At 66.5% G+C, this 20,175-nt stretch carries 15 protein-coding genes; 8 read left to right on the top strand and 7 right to left on the bottom strand.

Annotation, left to right across the window (positions count from 1 at the left end; translation table 11 throughout):
- Positions 1-41 precede the first annotated feature (41 nt).
- Both ACVWY5_RS35440 and pdeM read left to right on the top strand, forming a co-directional pair.
- The gene (locus ACVWY5_RS35440) at positions 42-2,816 is read left to right on the top strand and encodes a ligase-associated DNA damage response DEXH box helicase (protein WP_321176681.1); all 2,775 of its coding nucleotides are present in this window, start codon (positions 42-44) and stop codon (positions 2,814-2,816) included.
- A gap of 63 nt (positions 2,817-2,879) precedes the next feature.
- Positions 2,880-3,551: a ligase-associated DNA damage response endonuclease PdeM gene (pdeM, locus tag ACVWY5_RS35435; protein ID WP_038377543.1), complete on the top strand. Its 672-nt coding sequence runs from the start codon at positions 2,880-2,882 to the stop codon at positions 3,549-3,551.
- 373 nt (positions 3,552-3,924) lie between these two features.
- Here pdeM and ACVWY5_RS35430 read toward each other — a convergent pair whose 3' ends face one another.
- Positions 3,925-4,788: a LysR family transcriptional regulator gene (locus tag ACVWY5_RS35430; RefSeq protein WP_028334601.1), complete on the bottom strand. Its 864-nt coding sequence runs from the start codon at positions 4,786-4,788 to the stop codon at positions 3,925-3,927.
- Positions 4,789-4,886: 98 nt separating this feature from the next.
- On the opposite strand from ACVWY5_RS35430, the gene ACVWY5_RS35425 reads away from it, so the two are divergent.
- From ACVWY5_RS35425 to ACVWY5_RS35415, 3 genes are read left to right on the top strand one after another with little or no spacing between them, the layout of a single operon-like run.
- The gene (locus ACVWY5_RS35425) at positions 4,887-5,813 is read left to right on the top strand and encodes a DMT family transporter (protein WP_028334602.1); all 927 of its coding nucleotides are present in this window, start codon (positions 4,887-4,889) and stop codon (positions 5,811-5,813) included.
- Positions 5,810-6,574 carry an MBL fold metallo-hydrolase gene (locus ACVWY5_RS35420; protein WP_028334603.1) on the top strand — a complete coding sequence of 255 codons (765 nt, stop codon included), beginning with the start codon at positions 5,810-5,812 and terminating at the stop codon, positions 6,572-6,574. The genes ACVWY5_RS35425 and ACVWY5_RS35420 overlap by 4 nt, the downstream gene beginning before the upstream one ends.
- 57 nt (positions 6,575-6,631) lie before the next feature.
- Positions 6,632-7,963, top strand: a complete 1,332-nt coding sequence (locus ACVWY5_RS35415) for a divalent metal cation transporter (RefSeq protein WP_028334604.1) — start codon at positions 6,632-6,634, stop codon at positions 7,961-7,963.
- A 14-nt stretch (positions 7,964-7,977) separates the two neighbouring features.
- Here the strand turns inward: ACVWY5_RS35415 and ACVWY5_RS35410 are convergent, their stop codons facing one another.
- Positions 7,978-8,469 carry an Lrp/AsnC family transcriptional regulator gene (locus tag ACVWY5_RS35410; protein ID WP_028334605.1) on the bottom strand — a complete coding sequence of 164 codons (492 nt, stop codon included), beginning with the start codon at positions 8,467-8,469 and terminating at the stop codon, positions 7,978-7,980.
- A 147-nt stretch (positions 8,470-8,616) separates the two neighbouring features.
- Between ACVWY5_RS35410 and ACVWY5_RS35405 the strand changes: the two genes are divergently transcribed.
- The gene (locus ACVWY5_RS35405) at positions 8,617-9,927 is read left to right on the top strand and encodes an aspartate aminotransferase family protein (RefSeq protein ID WP_038377556.1); all 1,311 of its coding nucleotides are present in this window, start codon (positions 8,617-8,619) and stop codon (positions 9,925-9,927) included.
- A 1-nt stretch (position 9,928) separates the two neighbouring features.
- Here the strand turns inward: ACVWY5_RS35405 and ACVWY5_RS35400 are convergent, their stop codons facing one another.
- The 5 genes from ACVWY5_RS35400 to ACVWY5_RS35380 form a co-directional block, all read right to left on the bottom strand.
- On the bottom strand, positions 9,929-10,711 hold the full coding sequence (locus ACVWY5_RS35400; protein WP_028334607.1) for a TIGR02186 family protein: 783 nt from the start codon (positions 10,709-10,711) through the stop codon (positions 9,929-9,931).
- On the bottom strand, positions 10,708-11,637 hold the full coding sequence (locus tag ACVWY5_RS35395; protein ID WP_028334608.1) for a sulfite exporter TauE/SafE family protein: 930 nt from the start codon (positions 11,635-11,637) through the stop codon (positions 10,708-10,710). Before ACVWY5_RS35395 ends, ACVWY5_RS35400 begins: the two co-directional genes overlap by 4 nt.
- Positions 11,638-11,984: 347 nt before the next feature.
- Positions 11,985-12,827, bottom strand: coding sequence for a hypothetical protein (locus ACVWY5_RS35390; protein ID WP_028334609.1), 843 nt, complete (start codon positions 12,825-12,827; stop codon positions 11,985-11,987).
- A gap of 214 nt (positions 12,828-13,041) precedes the next feature.
- On the bottom strand, positions 13,042-16,593 hold the full coding sequence (locus ACVWY5_RS35385) for an SEL1-like repeat protein (RefSeq protein WP_028334610.1): 3,552 nt from the start codon (positions 16,591-16,593) through the stop codon (positions 13,042-13,044).
- A 359-nt stretch (positions 16,594-16,952) separates the two neighbouring features.
- The gene (locus ACVWY5_RS35380) at positions 16,953-17,540 is read right to left on the bottom strand and encodes a PadR family transcriptional regulator (protein WP_028334611.1); all 588 of its coding nucleotides are present in this window, start codon (positions 17,538-17,540) and stop codon (positions 16,953-16,955) included.
- Positions 17,541-17,701: 161 nt separating this feature from the next.
- Between ACVWY5_RS35380 and ACVWY5_RS35375 the strand changes: the two genes are divergently transcribed.
- Positions 17,702-18,109, top strand: coding sequence for a nuclear transport factor 2 family protein (locus tag ACVWY5_RS35375; RefSeq protein ID WP_028334612.1), 408 nt, complete (start codon positions 17,702-17,704; stop codon positions 18,107-18,109).
- A gap of 218 nt (positions 18,110-18,327) precedes the next feature.
- A complete protein-coding gene (locus tag ACVWY5_RS35370; protein WP_028334613.1) occupies positions 18,328-20,115 on the top strand; it encodes an acyl-CoA dehydrogenase C-terminal domain-containing protein in 1,788 nt (595 codons plus the stop codon).
- Positions 20,116-20,175 lie beyond the last annotated feature (60 nt).

The raw sequence follows: 20,175 nt of genomic DNA, 5'->3' as shown, positions 1-20,175 counted from the left end.
CCGCCCTCGACGAAGCCGCCTGAACCACCTACCTCTTGGGCGTGTCGACGCTCGATCTCTTCTCCGTTCCGCCGTCGGAAACGGCCGATCTCCTGCCGCGCCGGTTTCGCGACTGGTTTGCCTCACGCGGCTGGTCGCCGCGCGAGCATCAGCTCGCGCTGCTGGCGAAAGCGCGCGAGCAACGCTCCGCGCTGCTGATCGCGCCCACTGGGGCGGGCAAGACGCTGGCGGGGTTCTTGCCGACACTGGTGGAGTTGAGTGGAGAAGGATTCGACCGCGGTGCTTCTGCTCACCTCCCCCTGAAAGGGGGAGGTCGGCGTGCTCCGGCGCGCGATAGCGCGGCCGAGCGCGACGGGTGGGGGTCAGCCACGGGCACGGAGCAAGCGCCTGACCCCCACCCCAACCCTCCCCGTTTCAGGGGGAGGGAGCCCGACGATCTCGCAAGCGACGAAATTGAATCGAGGACAGTTCGCCCAGCCCTTATCTCCACCGGCCGTGGCGTTCGCCGCAGCGGCGGGCTGCACACGCTTTACATCTCACCGCTGAAAGCGCTCGCGGTCGATATCGCGCGCAATCTGGAGACGCCAGTCGCCGAGATGGGGCTGCCGATCAGGATCGAGACCCGCACCGGCGACACGCCGGTGTCGCGGCGGCAGCGGCAGCGGCGCTATCCGCCCGACATCCTGCTCACCACGCCGGAGCAGCTGGCGCTGCTGCTGGCATCCGATGACGCGCCGTTCCTGTTCTCCTCGCTGAAGCGCATTGTGCTCGACGAGCTGCATGCGCTCGTCACCTCCAAGCGCGGCGATCTGCTGTCGCTCGGACTTGCGCGGCTCTGGACCATCGCGCCGCAGATCCGCGCCATTGGTCTCTCGGCGACGGTCGCCGAGCCGGAGCAGCTCGCGCGCTTCCTGGTGCCGCAGCCCGGTGGCGAGAACGCGTCCGCTGACGTCGTCACCGCCGGCGGCGCCGCGCCGCCGGTGGTCGAGATGCTCGACACGCGGGAACGGCTGCCATGGTCCGGCCACAGCGCGCGCCACGCGCTGCCCGAGGTCTACGAGCTGATCAAGCGCAACAAGACCACGCTGGTGTTCGTCAACACCCGCAGCCAGGCCGAGATGCTGTTCCAGGATCTCTGGCGCATGAATGACGATGGCCTTGCGATCGCGCTGCATCACGGCTCGCTCGACGTCGCGCAGCGCCGCAAGGTCGAGGACGCGATGGCCGCCGGAAAGCTGCGCGGCGTGGTCTGTACCTCTTCGCTCGATCTCGGCGTCGACTGGGGCGATGTCGACCTCGTCATCAATATCGGCGCGCCGAAAGGTTCGTCGCGGCTGATGCAGCGGATCGGCCGCGCCAACCACCGCTTCGATGAGGCCTCGCGCGCCGTGCTGGTGCCGGCCAACCGGTTCGAGGTGCTGGAATGCCGTGTCGCGATCGACGCGATCGCCGAGAATGCGCAGGACACGCCGCCGCTGCGCTCGGGCGCGCTCGACGTGTTGGCCCAGCACGTGCTCGGCTGCGCCTGCGGCAAGCCGTTTCTGTCCGATGAACTCTATGATGAGGTCAGGACCGCCGCGCCCTATGCATCGCTCGCACGCTCCGATTTCGACGATGTGGTCGACTTCGTCGCCACCGGCGGCTACGCGCTGAAGACCTATGAGCGTTTCGCGCGCATCAAGCAGGATAAGCAGGGCCGCTGGCGCGTCACCAATCCGAAGGTGCGGCAGAGCTATCGCCTCAACGTCGGCACCATCGTCGAAGAGACCATGCTCAAGGTGCGGCTGGTGCGCTCGCGCGCCGGCGGCCAAGGAAAAAGTAGCGGATCGACCGGCGCGATCGCCCGCGGCGGCCGGATGCTGGGTGAGATCGAGGAAGTCTTCATCGAGGGCCTCGTGCCCGGCGACACGTTTGTCTTTGGCGGCGAGGTGGTGCGCTACGAGGCCTTGGTTGAAGACCAGGTCTATGTCTCCCGTGCCAATGATAAAGATGCAAAAGTGCCGTCCTATATGGGCGGCAAGTTCCCGCTGTCGACCTATCTCGCCGAACGCGTCCGCAAGCTGCTGGACAACAGCCGCGCCTGGAACGGATTGCCGGACCAGGTGCACGACTGGCTGTCACTGCAGCGAAAATTCTCGCGTGTCCCGGCGGTGCGCGAGCTACTGGTCGAGACCTTTCCGCGCGGCGGCAGCCATTATCTGGTCTGCTACCCCTTCGAGGGCCGGCTCGCGCATCAGACGCTCGGCATGCTGCTGACGCGCCGGCTGGAGCGCGCCCGCGCCCGTCCGCTCGGCTTCGTCGCCAACGAATATGCGCTCGCGGTCTGGGGCGTCGGCGATCTCTCCTTCATGATCCGCCACGGCAAGCTCGATCTCAACGCGCTGTTCGATCCCGACATGCTCGGCGACGACCTCGAGGCGTGGCTTGCGGAATCCGCGCTGATGAAGCGGACCTTCCGCAACTGCGCCATCATCTCCGGGCTGATCGCGCGCCGCTTTACCGACGAGGAGAAGTCGCGCCGCCAGGTGCTGTTCTCGACCGACCTGATCTACGACGTGCTGCGCAAGCACCAGGCCGACCATGTGCTGCTGCGCGCCGCGCGCGGCGACGCCGCCGCGGGATTGCTCGATCTCCGCCGCCTCAGCGACATGCTTGCGCGCATCCACGGCCGAATCACCCACAAGGACCTCGACCACGTTTCTCCGCTTGCCGTCCCCGCGCTGCTGGAAATCGGCCGCGAGTCAGTTTATGGCGAAGCATCCGACGAGCTCCTGGCCGAGGCGGCCGAGGAACTCGTGCGGGAGGCGACGACGTAACGCTGGTACTCTGGGGAACAGGACGTGACGGCAAGCGCGCAGGTTTTGCGAGACGGTGACGACATGCGCGTTTCGAGGGTCACGGTGGCGGATGTCGGATTCGTGGCGGATTTCTCCGGCGCGCTGTTCTGGGAAGCGCAGCGCCTGCTCGTGGTGTCCGACCTGCATCTGGAAAAAGGCTCGAGCTTCGCCAGCCGCGGCGTGCTGCTGCCGCCCTACGATACGGTCGCCACGCTGAGCCGGCTCGCTGCCGTGATTGCGCGTCACGATCCGCAGCGGGTGATCGCGCTCGGCGACAGCTTTCACGATCGCGATGCGCATGAACGCCTGTCGGATCCGGATCGCGAGGCGCTCGCGGCGTTGCAGCTGCGGCGCAACTGGATCTGGATCTCGGGCAATCACGATCCGGCGCTGCCGTCCGATCTCGGCGGCGTGGTCGCGACCGAAGTCGCGATCGGTCCGATCGTGTTCCGCCATGAGCCGACCGGCGCAGCCGGCGAGATCGCCGGGCACCTGCACCCCAAGGCGCGGGTGCCGACCCGCGGCCGCTCGATCGAGCGCCGCTGCTTCGCCAGTGACGGCGAGCGCGCGGTGATGCCGGCGTTCGGCGCCTACACCGGGGGCCTGAGCATCCGCGACGCCGCGTTCACACGGATTTTCGGATCGCCCGGCTTCATGGCCCATGTGCTCGGCGACAACCGCGTCCACGCGTTCGTCGCGTCGCGGTGTTATTGAGGATCGCGTACCACACACCCGGTGTCGTCCCGGGCAAGCGCAGCGCGACCCGGGACCCATAACCACCGATCGTCGTTGTTGCGCGACGATGGGGCCACTGCCTGCTTTAACAACTCGACCCTGTGGTTATGGGTCCCTGCTTTCGCAGGGACGACAGCGGAGTAGCGGTGCGGTCTCAGCCCTACGCCGCCTTCGCCTGCCGCGCCGCACATTCGGCGTCGTCCCGGGCAAGCGCAGCGCGACCCGAGACCAGAACCATCGATCGTCGTTGTTGCGCAACGATGGGGCCACCGCCTGCTTTAACAACTCGACCCTGTGGTTGTGGGTCCCTGCTTTCGCAGGGACGACAGCGGAGTAGCGGCGCGATCTCGCCCTAAGCCGCCTTGGCCTGCACGCTCTCGCAATACTCCGCCAGCCTGTCCGCCAGCCGCAGTGTCGCCGGGCTGGCTTCGGGGGCGGCGACGAGGGCGACCTCGGTGCGGTCGATCGGCGCAAAGCCGTCCTTTGCGGTCAGCACGCGATGCTCGGGCTGGATCGACATTTCCGACAGAATGCTGAGCCCGAGGCCCGCGGCGACCGCGGCCTGGATGCCGGCGAGGCTGGAGGAGGTGTAGGCCATGTGCCAGTTGCGGCCGGCGCTCTCCAGCGCATGGATGGCGCGGGCGCGGTAGAGACAGCCCGAGGCGAAACCGATCAGCGGAACCGAGCCGGCCGTCGTATCGCGCGGGTGGCTCTTGCTGGTGACCCAGTGCACGCGTTCAGGCCAGACCGCGATGCCGCCCTTCTCATTGGCGGCGCGCTTGATCAGCGCCAGATCGAGATCGCCGCGCTCGAGATCACGGTAAAGGAACAAGCTCTGGCCGGAGCGCACGTCGAGCCGCAAGTTCGGATGGCTGCGCGCGAAGGTGGCGAGCAGCTTTGTCAGCCGATAGGCGGCAAAGTCCTCGGTGATGCCGATCCGGATCGCGCCTTCGCTGCCGGGTCGCGAGAGCACGTCACGGGCCTCTTCGGCGAGCGACAATAGCCGCCGCGCATAGGTCAACAGCCGCTCGCCGGCTTCCGTCGGGGTGACATCCTTGCCGCTACGGATCAGCAGCGGCTGGCCGACATCCTCCTCCAGGCGCTTGATCTGCTGGCTCACCGTCGACTGCGTGCGGTGGACGCGCTCTCCGGCGCGGGTGAAGCCGCCGGCATCGACCACCGAGACGAAACTGCGCAACAGCTCCAGGTCGAGCATCGCAGCCTCCATTTATAAATCAACTGCATGCCAGTCTATCATTTAATTTCCAAATATCAAGGCGTGGGCCTAGATCATGACCGAAGGAGAATTCGCCCATGTCCGCCGCAACCTCGATGGCCGCCCCGCGCGCCCGCTTCAACACCCTGCCGCTGCTGATCGCCCTGTTCTGCCTGCTCTGGAGCTACGCGTTCATCGCCGGCAAGATCGGCGTCACCGATTGCCCGCCGCTGATCCTGCTGGCCGCGCGGTTTTCGCTCGCCGGGGTTCTGATCCTCGCCATCTCCTGGCTGCGCCGCGACCAATGGGATCTCACCTGGCGCGATGCGGCGGTGTTCGCAGTGCTCGGCGTCGCCAACAACGCGCTCTATCTCGGCCTCGGCTATACCGGCCTGAAGACGGTCTCCGCCGGACTCGGCGCGCTGATCGTCTCGGCCAATCCGGTGTTCACCGCCATGCTGGCGGCGCTGTTCCTCGGTGAGAGCATGACCTTGCGCAAGGTGATTGGTCTCGTGCTCGGCATCGTCGGCGTCGCCTTCATCGTCTGGCATCGCATGTCGGTCGGATCGGACAGCCCGCATGGCATCCTGTTCACGCTGGCCTCGCTCGCCTCGATCGTCGCCGGCACCGTGCTGTTCAAGCTGCTGGCACCGAAGGGCAGCCTGTGGATCGGCAACGGCATCCAGAACATCGCCGGCGGCCTTGCGGTGATGCCGTTCGCCTTCGCGCTCTCCAGCGTCAGCGACATCGTGCCCAGCATGCGGCTTGCCGGCGCCTTCACCTTCCTCGTGCTCGGCGGCTCGATCCTTGCCTATCTGCTCTGGTTTCATCTGCTGAAAGTGTGTGGCGCGACCGCCGCAAGCGCCTATCACTTCCTGATGCCGCCGCTCGGCATGCTGTTCGCCTACCTCGTGCTCGGCGAGCATGTCGAATTTCGCGACCTGCTCGGGATCATTCCGGTGGCGCTCGGCATTTACCTGGTGACCCGCCCGGCGGCAGCCGCGCCCAACAGGAGTATGACGTGAGCATCACCATCACGCTGATCGGAGGCCCCACCGCCCTGATCGAGATCGACGGGTTCCGCCTGCTCACCGATCCGACCTTCGATGCGCCCGGCGAGTATCAACTGCCGCATGTGAAACTTGAGAAGCTGACGGGCCCCGCGCTCGGCGCGCGCGATGTCGGCGCGATCGATGCGGTGCTGCTGAGCCACGACCAGCATTCCGACAATCTCGACCATGCCGGCCGGGATTTCCTTAAAGGCGCGAGGCGCGTGCTGACGACGGAGGCCGGCGCCAGGCGGCTCGGCGGCAACGCCGAGGGCTTTGCGCCCTGGGCCTCGACCGAGTTGCAGAAGGGCGGCCGGACGCTCACCATCACCGCGACGCCGGCGCGGCACGGACCGGCCGGGATCGAGCCGTTGTCCGGCGACGTCATCGGCTTCGTCGTGCAGCCGGCAAAACCGGGCCGTCCGGTCTATGTCAGCGGCGACACGACCTGGTTCGACGGCGTCGCCGAGGTTGCGCGGCGTTTCGACTGCGGCGTGGTGCTGCCGTTCGCAGGCGCAGCGCAAACCCGCGGCCCCTTCCATCTCACCATGGACACCAATGACGCGATCGAAACCGCGCGCGCCTTTGCGGACGCGGTGATCGTGCCGGTTCATACCGACGGCTGGGCGCATTTCCGGCAGAGCGCGAGCGACCTGCGCGCGAGCTTCGATACGCTCGGCTTCGGCCGCCGTCTGCGCATCCTCGAGCCCGGCATCGCCACGGTCATCGAGCCGTAGGTTTCGTCCCAGGAACTTGCCGGTATCCGGCTCGTTGTCAGACGGCTGGAACCGGACATGACGCGGCAAGGGACGATCCCACCACACGACAAACATGACGATGCGCCGGCGGCGAAGCCCCGGCGACAGCCGTTCAGTTTCAGCCGCGTCCTGGAGACGCTCGGACCCGGGCTGATCACCGGCGCTTCCGACGACGACCCTTCGGGGATCGGCACCTACAGCCAGGCCGGCGCGCAACTCGGCTACGGCATTGGCTGGACCATGCTGCTGACGTTTCCGCTGATGAGCGCGATCCAGGAGATCTCGGCGCGGGTCGGCCGTATCACCGGGCATGGCATCGCGGGCAATGTATGCCGGCATTATCCGGGCTGGCTGCTCGCGGTCGTGGTGGCGCTGCTGTCGATTGCCAACACCATCAACATCGCGGCCGACCTTTCGGCCATGGCCGATGCCACAAAGCTCCTGATCGGCGGTCCGGCCATCCTCTATGTGGTGCTGTTCGGCGTCACCTCGGTGGCCGCGCAGATCTTCATGAACTACCGGCGCTACGTCGCTATCCTGAAATGGCTGACGCTCAGCCTGTTCGCCTACGTCGCGGCGCTCGCCTTTGCCAAGGTGTCGTGGATGGAGGCGCTGGCCGGCGTGCTGCTGCCGCGCATCAGCTGGAGCGCCGACTATTTCACGACCATCGTTGCGATCCTCGGCACCACGATCTCGCCCTATCTGTTCTTCTGGCAGGCCTCGCAGGAGGCGGAGGAGCAGCGGGTCGATGTCACCAAGCATCCGCTGATCGAGCGGCATTACGGGGCCCGGCGCGAATTCTCGCGCATCCGTGCCGATACCATCACGGGCATGGCGTTTTCGAACCTGATCGCATTGTCGATCATCGTCACCGCCGCCGCATCGCTGCATGCCACCGGCAAGACCGATATCCAGACCTCGGCGCAGGCCGCGGAGGCGCTGCGCCCGATCGCCGGGCCGTTTGCCGAGGTGATCTTCGCGCTCGGCATCGTCGGCACCGGCCTATTGGCGATCCCGGTGCTCGCAGGTGCGACGGCCTATGCGGTCGGCGAGGGCCGGCGATGGCGGGTTGGGCTGACGCGCAGGCCGAAGGAGGCGATCGCGTTCTATTCGGTGCTGGCGCTGTCGGGCGGCATCGGCATCGCGCTCAACTTCACGCCGATCGATCCGATCGCGGCGCTGTACTGGAGCGCGGTCGTCAACGGCGTGCTCGCGGTGCCCGTGATGGTGCTGTTGATGTTCATGGCCCGCCGCCGGGACGTCATGGACCGCTTTGTGGTCGGCGGCTGGCTGTACTGGCTCGGCTGGCTCTCGACCGGCGCGATGGCGCTCAGCGTGATCGCGATGGGGATCGGCTTCCTGCTGTAGCTTGTTCGAACTCCTCAGCCCTCGCCGAACAGCGAGCTATCGATCTTGGTCGTCGATTTGACCTTTCGCAGGATGATCGTCGTGCGATAGCTCGCGATATCGCTGTCCGGATGCATGAGGCGGTCGAGGATGAACGATTGATAGCGCGCGAGGTCCGAGGACACGATCCGTAGCGAGTAATCCCAATCGCCGGCAATCATGCAGCATTCGACGACCTCCGGAAGGGCGATCACCTTCTTCTCGAAGCGCGCGAAGGATTCCCTGTTCTGTTGCTTGAGACGGACCTCGACGATCACGTCGAACCCGAGTCCAACCCGCGTCGGGTCCACCAGCGCCACATAGGAGTTGATGACGCCGGCCTCTTCGAGGGTGCGAACGCGTCGCATGCAGGGGGCGGACGAGAGGCCGATCCGTTCGGCCAGCTCGAGATTCGTGATGCGCCCCTCGACCTGCAGCACGTCGAGGATCTTCCGGTCGATCTCGTCGATCACGATCGTGGTTCCCATTTCTTTCGCATTTTCGATCTTTTACGCAATTGATTGCAGAAGAAGGGCTGAAATGCATCTCAAATCGCAATGTCATTGCCCTCCCGCGCGCATAAGATGTGATGCGAGGGTTCTTTGATCGCTGCGACCGAGCAGCAAGGAGCGGGCATGGCCGGAAATAACGACAAATCCTTTTGGGATCGCGCGCGGCGGCACCTCATTCGCTACGGTGGGACGTTCGCTCCCGTCATCATCGAGCGCGCCTCCGGGTCCTTCGTCTATGACGCCGACGGCCGGGCCATCCTGGATTTCACGTCCGGACAGATGAGCGCCGTGCTCGGTCATGGTCACCCGGAGATCGTCCAGACCATCACCGAGCATGCCGAACGGCTCGACCATCTCTTCAGTGGCATGCTGACGCGCCCAGTCGTCGCGCTGGCCGAACAGCTTGCGGGCCTGCTGCCGCCGGCGCTTGATCGCGTCATGCTGCTCAGCACGGGCGGCGAGTCGAACGAGGCGGCCATCAAGATGGCCAAGCTCGCCACCGGCGGCTTCGAGACCGTCGCGTTCGCGCAGTCCTGGCACGGAATGACGTCTGGCGCGGCCGGAACGACCTATTCGGCCGGCCGCAAGGGTTATGGTCCGGCGCCGGTCGGCTCGCTCGCGATCCCGACGCCGAACCCCTATCGCCCGCGCTTCGGCAATGCGGCTGATTGGCGGGCCGAGCTGGCCTACGCCTTCGATCTGATCGATCGCCAATCGACCGGCTCGCTTGCCTGCATGATCGCCGAGCCGATCCTCAGCTCCGGCGGGCTGATCGATCTACCCGAAGGCTACCTTGCCGAGCTGAAAGAGCTGTGCCGGGTACGCGGCATGCTGCTGATCGTCGATGAAGCCCAGACCGGCCTCGGTCGAACCGGCGCCATGTTCGCTTTCGAGCGCGACGGCGTCGTGCCTGATATCCTGACCTTGTCGAAGACGCTCGGCGCCGGCCTGCCTCTGGCCGCGGTCATCACCTCCGCCGAGATCGAAGAGCGGTGCCATGAACGTGGCTTCCTGTTCTACACGACACATGTGTCGGACCCGATGCCGGCCGCGGTCGGGCTGAAGGTCATCGAGATCATCCTGCGCGACCGATTGGTCGAGCGCGCCAGGATCGCGGGCACGCGGCTCAGGGATGGGCTCCTCGCGCTTCAGAACCGGTTCGAATGCATCGGTGACGTGCGCGGCAGGGGGCTGATGCAGGGCATCGAGATCGTGCGCGACCGTTACAGCAAGGAGCCTGACGAAGCGCTTGGAACGCGTGTCTCTCAGCGCTGCATGCAGCTTGGACTGAGCACCAACATCGTTCAGTTGCCCGGCATGGGCAGCGTATTCCGCATCGCCCCGCCGCTGACAATCAGCGACGACGAGATCGATCTTGGCCTCTCGATCCTCAGCGACGCGTTCGAAAGCGCATTGCAAAGCAGGGCTGGCTAGATCAATCCTTGCGGAACACGATTGAGGCCATCCAGCCGGTCATCAGCGCCATGAACGCGGTGATCAGGCCGTAGACAAGGCCGTTATGCCGCGCAGTGGTGGCGACGAATTGCTCGAAGCCGACCTTGACGATCTCGAACGCGGTCTCGGCCTTGGTCACCAGCGCGCCGTCGGAAAACAGCTTGATCTCGACATTATAGGTGCCGATCGGCACCTCCGCCGGCAGCGGAATGCCGGTGCGGAACAGGGTCGGGGTCAGGAAGGTCACCGCCGAGGTCGCCTCACGGTACAGCCCGTGCTCGGAGCGCAGCCGCACGAAGGCGCTGCGGAACGGGTCGTTCGGCACCACGTCGGCATAGTCGGGCCCGACCCGCTGCATCAGCAGCACGTTGTTGAGCCCGAGCTGCTGCCGCCGCTGCACCTCGGGCGAGGCGATCTGGTCGAACGGGCGATTCGAGAACAGCGCGAGATAGCCCGGCACCTGCAGGAACTGGCGCGAGTCGGTGTTGATCCAGATGCCGAACTTGCGCTCCTTGCGCCGCGTCACCATGTCGGCGCGCGGGCCGGACACCGTGACGACGAGATCGTAATTGCTGCGATTGGCCGGCGTCTTGTCGTCCTTCTCGACCGAGCCGAACAGCACGAGCTCGCCGCCGGAATAGTTCGGCGTCACCGTGACGCGGTGGTTGGAGACCGACACGATCAGCCGTTCGGCATGAGCGGGCGCGGCCGCCAGGCTGGCTGCGACGAGGCTGATGATCGCGAGCGACGCGCGCAGCCTCATGGCGGGGCTCCGCCGGTTTCGCGGATGCTGAACAGGTCCTGCGGCCGGATCACCAGTTCGACCGCAAAGCGAATGCCGACCGCGAGCACGAGCAGGCCGAGCAGCAGGCGCAGATGCTCGCCGCGGATCTTCTGGCCGGCGCGGGCGCCGAACTGCGCACCGGTGACGCCGCCGACCATCAGGATCAGCGCCAGCACGGCGTCGACCAGATGGTTGGTCACCGCGTGCAGCATGGTTGCGAACACCATGGTGACGAGGGTGAGCACCATCGAAGTGCCGATCACGGTGGAGGTCGGCACCCGCAGCACATAGATCATCAGCGGCACCAGGATGAAGCCGCCGCCGATCCCCATCACTGCGCCGATGAAGCCGATCGCGAGCCCGACCACGACCACCGGGATGACCGAGAGGTAGATCTTGGAGCGCTTGAAGCGCAGCTTCAGCGGCAGGCCGTGGATCCAGCCATGGCTGCCGGGCTTGCGCAGCGTGACGGGGCGGCCGCCGCGGGCGCGCAGCATCGCGCGCAGGCCTTCCCAGAACATCAGCCCGCCGACCGTCGTCAGCAGGATGACGTAGGACAGCGCGATCATCAGGTCGAGCTGGCCGAGCGAGCGCAGGAAGGTGAAGGTCCACACCCCGAGCGTGGTGCCGAGCGTGCCTCCGATCAGCAGCACCGCCGCCAGCAGCGGGTCGATCGCGCGTCTGCGCCAATAGGAAATGGCACCGGAGAACGAGGAGGCCGCGATGTGGCTGGCGACGGAGGCGACCGCGACCGCGGGCGCGATGCCGACGAAGATCAGCAGCGGCGTCATCAGGAAGCCGCCGCCGATGCCGAACATGCCGGAGACGAATCCAACCGCCGCGCCCATCGCCAGGATGAGGAAGACATTGACCGGAATGTCGGCGATCGGGAGATAGAGCTGCACGCGCGTCGCTTCTTGTCGGTTCGCCGCGAACTCGGCACAGGGCCGCATTACGGCGTGATGTCGTTCTGGTCGGGCATTCTCCGGCTGAACGAATCCGGTCGGCGCGCAAGACGCAGGCGAACGCGGGTCGATTGCCGCGTTCTTGCATAACCGAATTCGGCAGGGGGAGGGACTAAAGAATCCACCCCGGGGGGCATTTTTCGCCGCATCTGGCCGCCGTGCTGCGGACGTGGTTGATGATTCAGATTAATGACGCCCGTGTCGCCTTGTTTGAGCATGATCTCCGCGCAAACGCGTTCCGCGTTTGTCGCGAGGGAAAACCGCTCCGCACTTTTCCGGATCATGCTTTAGGGCCGATCGACAGGCCTGGTGATCAGGTTCAGCGCGAGCGCTTCGTTGGGGTTCAGCCAGCGGATATCGGAGGTTTGCGACATCGCCTCGACGATCGCGGAGGAGACGCCCATCTTGGTCATGTAGCCCAGCACCATGCCCTGGATGCGTTGCGCCTCGGCGAGGGGATCGCCGACCGGCGCGCTCGTCGTGAAGCGATGCACGCCGAGCCGTGAGCCCGCGATGCCATAGCGGGTCTGGCCGCCGGCATAGACCAGGACGCAAGCGCTGGCGCAGGACGCGGGGCGGAGCTTGCCCGAGGCATCGGCGGTGGCGACCGCGGTGACGAGCCCGCGCGTGCGGATGACCTCGCCCATGATGGCGGCCTGGTTCAGCGCGCCGCCGGGCGACGACAGCAGCACGACGTCGCCTGGTGCGAGACGCGCCTCGCTGAGCCGGTCGCGGAACCAGCTCGCGCTGGCCGAGCCGATCTTGCCGCTGATCGCAAGCGCCCGCCGTCCGCGGCCCGATCCATCGATGTCGACGTCGGGAATCACCGCGGACGTCATGCTGGCCGCGATGTAGGTCTCGCGCCAGAAGTCCCAGGCGCCCGGCGTCGACAGGTCCCGGTAAGCCTGGATGGCGACGCTCGACAACAGCAGCACGAAGATGATGATGGACCAGAGCGAGAACCGGAAGGCGCGGGGCGGCGATGCCACGTTCTCTTGGGGCGTCGGCGGAGGCGGGGCTGAGGGGCGCCGGGCAAATGGAGACGGCGCCTGCCGCGGCGGCGCAACGCGGGGACCGGTCGGCGACGAACGGTGGCCCGTTCCATCATCCTGGCGATCGTCGACAGACAAGCCTGACCCTCCGGGACGTACGCCGACGGCGCGGAACTGCGCGCCTGTCTACACGGCCGAAGGCCGGAGGTATAGGACAGCGGCGCCGTCAAGGCGCCGCAGCCGTCTCGAACCTAAAGCGCGATGAGATTAGGTTGAATCGTCATCGCGCCTTAGCTCTTTGTTTGAGCATGATCTTTTCGGAAAACCGCTTCGCACTTTTCCGGATCATGCTTTAGTGAGCTGGAGCGGCGAGCGCCGCAGTCCGCTTCGAGGGTTGCTTGACCGGTTTCGCCGCTGCGGGCTGCGCGGCCGCGCCATCCCAGCCGCCGGCGGGCGCCGGCACGTTGACCGCATCGCTCGGCTGCGGCTCGGCGGTGAAGGTCTGGATCGCCAGCTTCGCTGCGGCCAGCGACTGCGGATCGAGCCGCTTGGCAATATCGTCGCGCTTGTGGCCGGCGTCGGCGTCGCCCTGCGCGGCCGCGAGGCTGAACCACTTGAAGGACTCGGCGAGGTTCTGTTCGACACCGATGCCGCGGGCATAGAGGATGCCGAGATTGACCTGGCTGTCGGCAACGCCGCGATCGGCCGCCTTGCGGAACCACTGCGCGGCGCTCTTGTAGTCGGCGCCCTTGCCGCCGCCATCGGCGTCGAGCACGGCGAGATTGTGCATCGCCTTGGCGTTGCCGCGCTCGGCGGCCTGCACGTAGTAGCGTCGCGCCACATCGAAGTCGCGCTTCACGCTGAGGCCCTTCTCGTAGAAGGTGCCGAGCCGGAACATCGCGGGCACCACGCCGGCCTGCGCCGCGCGGGCATACCATTTGGCGGCTTCGTCGACATTGGCGGTCACGCCCTTGCCCTCGGCAAAGCGGACGCCGACTTCATAGGCCGCGGCCGCATCGCCCTTGATCGCGGCGCTGCGCAGCGCCGGACCACCGATTGCATCGGGCAGCTTCTCGCCCGCCGGGATCTGGACCATGACGAGCTTGCCGCCGAGCGGCGGTGCGGTCGGAATCGTGCCGGTGACGTCGTTGGCGGCGGCCGTTGGCGCCGCGGTCGGCTCAGGCGCGACGGCGGGTGCGGGCGCGATTGCCGGTGGGATCGTCACCTGCGCGCTGTCGAGCGTGTTCGGCGCCGGAGTATTGTTGGACTGGCGGCCGAGCGGGGTCGGCGAGGTCATCGACGGCCCGGGCACGCCAGACGGCGCAGCCGGGGCGGGCGCGAAGGAATTCTCGGCAGGCGGCTGCATGGGCGGCGTGGCCGGCTCGCTATGCTCGATCGCCGGCACCTGCGGCGCGGAGCTGGTGTCGAGCAGGTTCATCGCCATCTTGGCGGTTGAGAGCAGGATCACGACCACGCTCGCGCCGACCAGCAGCGAACGGATCTTGGAGGTGATGGTCGAAGGCTGTGCCTCCGGCGCGCCAGTCGCCGGCGCGCCGGCCGCAACCGTGCCGGCCTTGGCGGCAGCCGCCTTCGCGGCCTTGTCGGCCTTCTCCTTGGCCTTGGCTGCAGCCTTGCTCGCGGCGCGCGCCGCCTTCTCGTTGACGGGTTGCGCGGCAGCGGCCTGCGCGGCGCGGCGCGCGGCGGCGATGAAGCTCGATGTCGAGACCGGCTCCTTCTTGCCGGCGGGAAGATCGCTGATCGCGCGCTCGGAATCCGCGATCCGCTCCGACGGCGAAGCGACGCGGCCGGAGGGGCGTGTGCCCGGTTCGAGCGGATGATCCGGCGGCAGTTCCGGCGCGATCGCGGCACGAGCGGACGCCGCATGCGGCTCGAGGATCTCGCTGATCGCGCGCGGCGGCAGCGGCGGCGGCGGCGCCGCGCTCTCGACCGGCTGCGCGGCATGGAATTCGCGCGGCGCGGACATGAAGTGCTCCTGCGCCAGCGCAGGATTGGGCAATTCGGGCCTGTACGAGTCAGGCTTGTACGCTTCAGCTTTGGGCTGCGCGATCGGCTGCGACATCGCCGCCCGCGGCATTTCCATCCGCGGAGCTTCCATCCGCGACTCGGCCGGCGCGGGAGCAGGCGGCGCGGTGCGCACGGTACGCAGATCGTTCTCGATCATCGCGAGACGATCGACGACATGGCCGAGCGTGTTGTGAACGGTCTCCAGCGAATCCTGGGTGCGGCGGTCAGTCTCCGACTGGCTGAAGCGGATGTCGGACAGCTCGCGCTTCACCATGTCGACGATGCCGCTGTCCATCATCGGCTGCGGCGAGGACGTGCTGACGTTGCGGGCGGCGTCGGCAAGCGAGGCGATGTGGGCGTGCTGCGCCTCGAGGTGCCGCATGATGTCATGCAGCGCTTCCTCGACCCGGCCGAGATTGCCGGAGCGCTGGTCGGCGGACTCCAGGCGCTCGAGCAGATAGGAGACGCGCTGCTCGAGATGGGTGAATGCCGACGAACTGTCGTTGCCGACCTGCAGGCGGTCGATCCGCTCCGACAGCGAGCGCAGGGCGCCTTCGATGGCATCGGTGTTGTCATTGCCGGCCGGCCGCTCGCGGGTCTCCAGCGTCGAGGCCAATGCGGCAATGCGTTGCTCGATCCCGGCGAAGGCATCGCCATGGCTCTCGGCGCGCGACATTTGCGACAGCTGGTCGACCTTCGCGGCCAGGGCATGCACGTCCCCGGAGAGCTGCAGCAGCGCGTCGTTGGAGGCGACGTTGGAGACGATGGCGCGCAACGCGGCGATCGCGCTCTCGAGCTGATGCACCGTCGACGGATCGTCGTTGGCGCGCAGGATCATGTCGAGCTTGGCGCCGAGATTGCGGATCGCCTCGTCGTAGCCGGTGAGCTGCTCGGCGGGCGTGAGCGTGCGCAGCGCCTCGCGGATTTCCGACAGCGCGCGTTCGATGCCGGCGATCGCCTGGCCCTGGCCGTTGCGGCCCTCCTGGCGGAGCTCATCGATCCGGTGATGCAGCGAGCGGATCTCGTTCTCGATCGATTCGATCGCCCGGCGCGGCATCGCCTCGGTGATCGCCTGGCGGATTTCCGCAAGCTCGCCGCGGAAGGCCGCGATCGACTGCTCGATATGGTCGGGCCGCTGCAGCGCCTCGATCTGGCTCGTGATCTTGAGCAGATGACGCTCGAGCGAGGAGAAGTCGGGTCCGGCCGGCGCAGCCGGCGGCGGCGCATAGGCGGCCGTCGGCGGAGCCGATTGCGGCATCGGCGGCGCGCCGCGCGTCGGCATCTGCCGTTGTGCCGATCCGTCGAGCTCGTTCTGGCGCGCGGCGATCTCCGCGATCGCGAAATCGAACGAGGCCGGGCTCAGTGGCGGCGAGGGGCGATAGACCTGGGCTGCGGCACGCTCGACCGCCTCCGCCTGGCGCAGCCTCTCCTCCAGTTGCCGGTCATGCATCTGCGGCTCGCGCTGCATCTGCGATTCACGCATCGGCTGTGGCTGCGGTTCGCGCGCCGGCTGCGGCCGCGAAATTTGCGACAGCCGGGCATCGAGGCGCGAAATCGCGTCGTTCAGCTGCCGCGCGACGGCGGGCTGGCCGCGCGGGACTTCGGCGCGCACCGCTTCGGCGCGCGTCAGAGGCTTTGCAATCTGTTCGATCTGCCGGGTGATGGCGTCGAGCCGCTGGTGGATATCTGCGACCTCGCGGCTTTCCCGGCTCGGCATCGGCTGCCGTTGCTCCATGCGCCAATCCGGCGGGCTCGGTTCACCGACGGTGGAGTTGAGCCAGTCGTTCAGCGACATCCCGGCGCGGCGCGCAGCCGCCTCGGCCCTGTCGCGGACGGAGGGATCGATGCCGTCAACACTCCACGATACGCGCGAATTCATGATTCCGTCCGGTCCCGACTCCGGCGCTACACCCTGCGCCCGCAGCCTCCCCGCGCATTCCCGTTAAGAGACAATCGAATTCTGCGCCGGGCGTCTGCCTCAGCTGCTGACTTTTTCCCGTCACGGTAAATAACGGGTTAAGGAATGCGGCCGACGGGCGCTAAAGTTAGGGAATCCGGGAACCTGTTGCGCCGGATCAGGACAGCGACTTGTGTCGCCGCCAAGCTTCTCCTTCCCCCTGAAAGGGGGGAAGGTCGGGATGGGAGTTTGCCGCGGGCGACGCTGTATGTGGAGCGAGCGGATCCTCCCGCTTTGCTCTGGCGAGCAAAGCGACCTCCCCGTTTCAAGGGGGTGGGTGCCTAGCCGCTGCTTTCGCGCTTGCCGTCGTCGAGCGGCAGCACATTGCCGCGGCCGGATATCGCCGAGAGCGCGTCGAGCGCCTCGCCGCACCATTCAACCACCATGCGCTCATGGCGCATGCCGAGGCGCAGGCTGAGCATCTTGCCGACATCGGCCGGCGGCGCGGTGCCGTCGGGAAATCGCTTGTTGAGCAGGCGCTCATAGCGCTCATAGCGGTCGCGATGATGCTCCAGCCGCGCCATCAGGTCGGTGCGCAGCGGCTCGATATCGACGCAGTCGAGCGCATAAAGCCGGACCAGAAGGTCATCCTTTATCGAGGGCGGCACGCTCGGGCGCGCTGCCCAGTGCTTCAGCGCCGCGCGGCCTTCGGCGGTCAGGGTATAGACCAGCTTGTTGGGTTTGCCGGACTGCACCACCTCGCGGCCCTGGACATGGCCCTTGTCGCGCAGCCGCGAGAGCTCGCGATAGATCTGCTGATGGTCGGCCTTCCAGAAGAAGCCGATCGACGCATCGAAAGTCTTGGCGAGCTCGTAGCCCGTCATCGGACGTTCCGTGAGGCATGCGAGGATTGCGTCACCGAGTGCCAACGCCCACCTCCATCTCAGTTCCCAAGACGACCATTCTCAAGCTCGCTTGACTTTATGCGTTAGTTTGCATATGCGTCAATATGCATATAGTGATCGGCGTGCCGCCCTGTCGCGCGCGGCCGATGTTCAGGCTTCTTAACCCCGCCGCAGGAGACGTCCGAATGAGCAAGCCGGGCCTCGACAAGTGGTACGCCTACATGAAGTCCCACGACACCGCCGCTCTGTGGGACCTGCTGCATCCCGACGCGGTGTTCGAAAGCCCGGTCGTGCACACGCCGCAGCGCGGCCGCGACATCACCTTCAAATATCTCACCAGCGCCGCCAAGGTGCTCGGCGGCCCGACCTTCAAGTATCTTGGCGAGTGGCGCAATGACACCGGCGCGGTGCTCGAATTCGAGAACGAGATCGACGGCATCAAGCTCAACGGCGTCGACATCATCACGTTCGATGGTGACGGCCGGATCACGCATTTCAAGGTGATGGTGCGTCCGCTCAAGGCGATCAACCTGCTGCATCGGATGATGGGCGAGGAGTTGATGAAGCAAAGCGGCGCAACCTCGCAATCGTAAAGCATGATCCGGAAAAGTGCGTAGCGGTTTTCCGAAAAGATCATGCTCAAACAAAGAGCTAAAGCGCGATGACGTTTCAACCCAATCTCATCGCGCTTTGGTCGCGATAGCATCTGCCGCGGACCTCCGGAACCGGATAAGGTGCGCTCCAACAAACCCAAGGACACGCTGCGCAGCGTCCGTCGCATATGCGGCCACGTGCCAGCCGGGAGACCAGCATGCCAACCTACAAAGCCCCCGTTGAAGACGTCAGCTTCCTGCTCAACGACGTTTTCCAGATCGACCGCTACGGCAATCTTCCCGGCTTCACCGACGCGTCGGCCGATGTGCGCGAGGCGATCCTCGGCGAGGCCGCCAAGCTCAGCGAAGAGGTGCTGCAGCCGCTCAATCGCACAGGCGATCTTGAAGGCTGCAACCGCAGTGACGACGGCAGCGTCACCACGCCGAAGGGCTTCAAGGATGCCTTCAAGCAGGTTGCAGAAGGCGGCTGGCTCGGCCTCTCGGCGCCGACGGAATTCGGCGGCCAGGGCCTGCCGGTAACGCTCTCGCAGGCGGTCAACGAATTCCAGATCTCCGCCAACATGGCCTTCTCGATGTATGGCGGGCTGACCATGGGCGCGACCGCGGCGCTGCTGGTGCACGGCACCCCCGAGCAGAAGCAGACCTATGTGCCGAAGATGGTCGCTGGCCAGTGGACCGGCACCATGAACCTGACCGAGCCGCATTGCGGCACCGATCTCGGCCTGCTCCGCACCAAGGCGGTGCGCCAGGCCGACGGCAGCTTCAAGATCACGGGCACCAAGATCTTCATCTCCGCCGGCGAGCACGACCTCACCGAGAACATCATCCATCTCGTGCTGGCGCGCATCGAAGGTGCGCCGGCCGGCATCAAGGGCGTCTCGCTGTTCGTGGTGCCGAAGGTGCTGGTCAATGCCGACGGCTCGCTCGGGCAGCGCAACGGCGTCAGCTGCGGCTCGATCGAGCACAAGATGGGCATCCACGGCAATTCCACCTGTGTGATGAACTACGACAACGCCACCGGCTGGCTGATCGGCGAAGAGAACAAGGGCATGCAGGGCATGTTCGTGATGATGAACGAGGCTCGCCTCGGCGTCGCCGTGCAGGGCCTCGCGCAGTCCGAGGTCGCCTATCAGAACGCGGTCGCCTATGCCCGCGAGCGCCTGCAGGGCCGCTCGCTGACCGGCGTGAAGGAACCCGAGAAGCCGGCCGATCCGATCATCGTGCATCCCGACGTGCGCCGCACGCTGCTCACCATCCGCGCCTTCAACGAGGCGGCGCGCGCCATGGTGGTATGGACCGCGCTGAAGAGCGACGTCGCGCATCGCTCCAACGACGCTGGGGATCGCCAGGCTGCCGACGATCACATGGGCCTGATGACGCCGGTGCTGAAGGGCGTCCTGACCGACACCGGGTTCGCCAACACGGTCTCGGCGCAGCAGATGTTCGGCGGCCACGGCTATATCGCCGAGCACGGCATGGAGCAGTTCGTGCGCGATGCGCGCATCGCGATGATCTATGAGGGCGCCAACGGCATCCAGGCGCTCGACCTGGTCGGCCGCAAGCTGCCGCGCGACGGCGGCCGTGCCGCGATGGCGTTCTTCGGCGAGGTCGGTGCTTTCGCCAAGGAGCATGGCGCCGACGAGGCGATGAAGCCGTTCATCACCCCGCTCTCCACCGCGCTCGGCCATCTGCAGCAGGCCACCGGCTGGCTGATGCAGAACGCGCTGGCCAAGCCCGACAATGCCGGCGCCGCCGCGACCGACTACATGAAATTGTTCGGCCTCGTCGCGCTCGGCTACATGTGGGCGAAGATGGCCAAGGTGGCGCAGGACAAGGCCGCCGCCGGCACCACGCCGTACCTCAACACCAAGCTCGTGACCGGCCGCTTCTTCATGGAGAAGCTGCTGCCGGAGACCGCCGTGCATCTGGCCCGGATCCAGAGCGGCAGCGCCACCACGATGGAATTGGCCGCGGAAGCGTTCTGAAAAAATTGCCGCCGCACCGCTGCGGCGGCGTGTCCTTCCGTATATATTATGATCCTCATA

This window comes from Bradyrhizobium sp. USDA 3256, from assembly GCF_054058275.1.
The sequence above is the reverse complement of the archived record's forward strand: the minus strand, read 5'-3'. Positions and strand labels throughout refer to the sequence as shown.

Excerpts from the sequence above, each read along its gene's own strand:
- pdeM (WP_038377543.1), top strand. The coding sequence starts at position 2,880 with ATGCGCGTTTCGAGGGTCACGGTGGCGGATGTCGGATTCGTGGCGGAT.
- ACVWY5_RS35430 (WP_028334601.1), bottom strand. The coding sequence starts at position 4,788 with ATGCTCGACCTGGAGCTGTTGCGCAGTTTCGTCTCGGTGGTCGATGCC.
- ACVWY5_RS35425 (WP_028334602.1), top strand. The coding sequence starts at position 4,887 with ATGTCCGCCGCAACCTCGATGGCCGCCCCGCGCGCCCGCTTCAACACC.
- ACVWY5_RS35415 (WP_028334604.1), top strand. The coding sequence starts at position 6,632 with ATGACGCGGCAAGGGACGATCCCACCACACGACAAACATGACGATGCG.
- ACVWY5_RS35410 (WP_028334605.1), bottom strand. The coding sequence starts at position 8,469 with ATGGGAACCACGATCGTGATCGACGAGATCGACCGGAAGATCCTCGAC.
- ACVWY5_RS35405 (WP_038377556.1), top strand. The coding sequence starts at position 8,617 with ATGGCCGGAAATAACGACAAATCCTTTTGGGATCGCGCGCGGCGGCAC.
- ACVWY5_RS35400 (WP_028334607.1), bottom strand. The coding sequence starts at position 10,711 with ATGAGGCTGCGCGCGTCGCTCGCGATCATCAGCCTCGTCGCAGCCAGC.
- ACVWY5_RS35385 (WP_028334610.1), bottom strand. The coding sequence starts at position 16,593 with ATGAATTCGCGCGTATCGTGGAGTGTTGACGGCATCGATCCCTCCGTC.
- ACVWY5_RS35375 (WP_028334612.1), top strand. The coding sequence starts at position 17,702 with ATGAGCAAGCCGGGCCTCGACAAGTGGTACGCCTACATGAAGTCCCAC.
- ACVWY5_RS35370 (WP_028334613.1), top strand. The coding sequence starts at position 18,328 with ATGCCAACCTACAAAGCCCCCGTTGAAGACGTCAGCTTCCTGCTCAAC.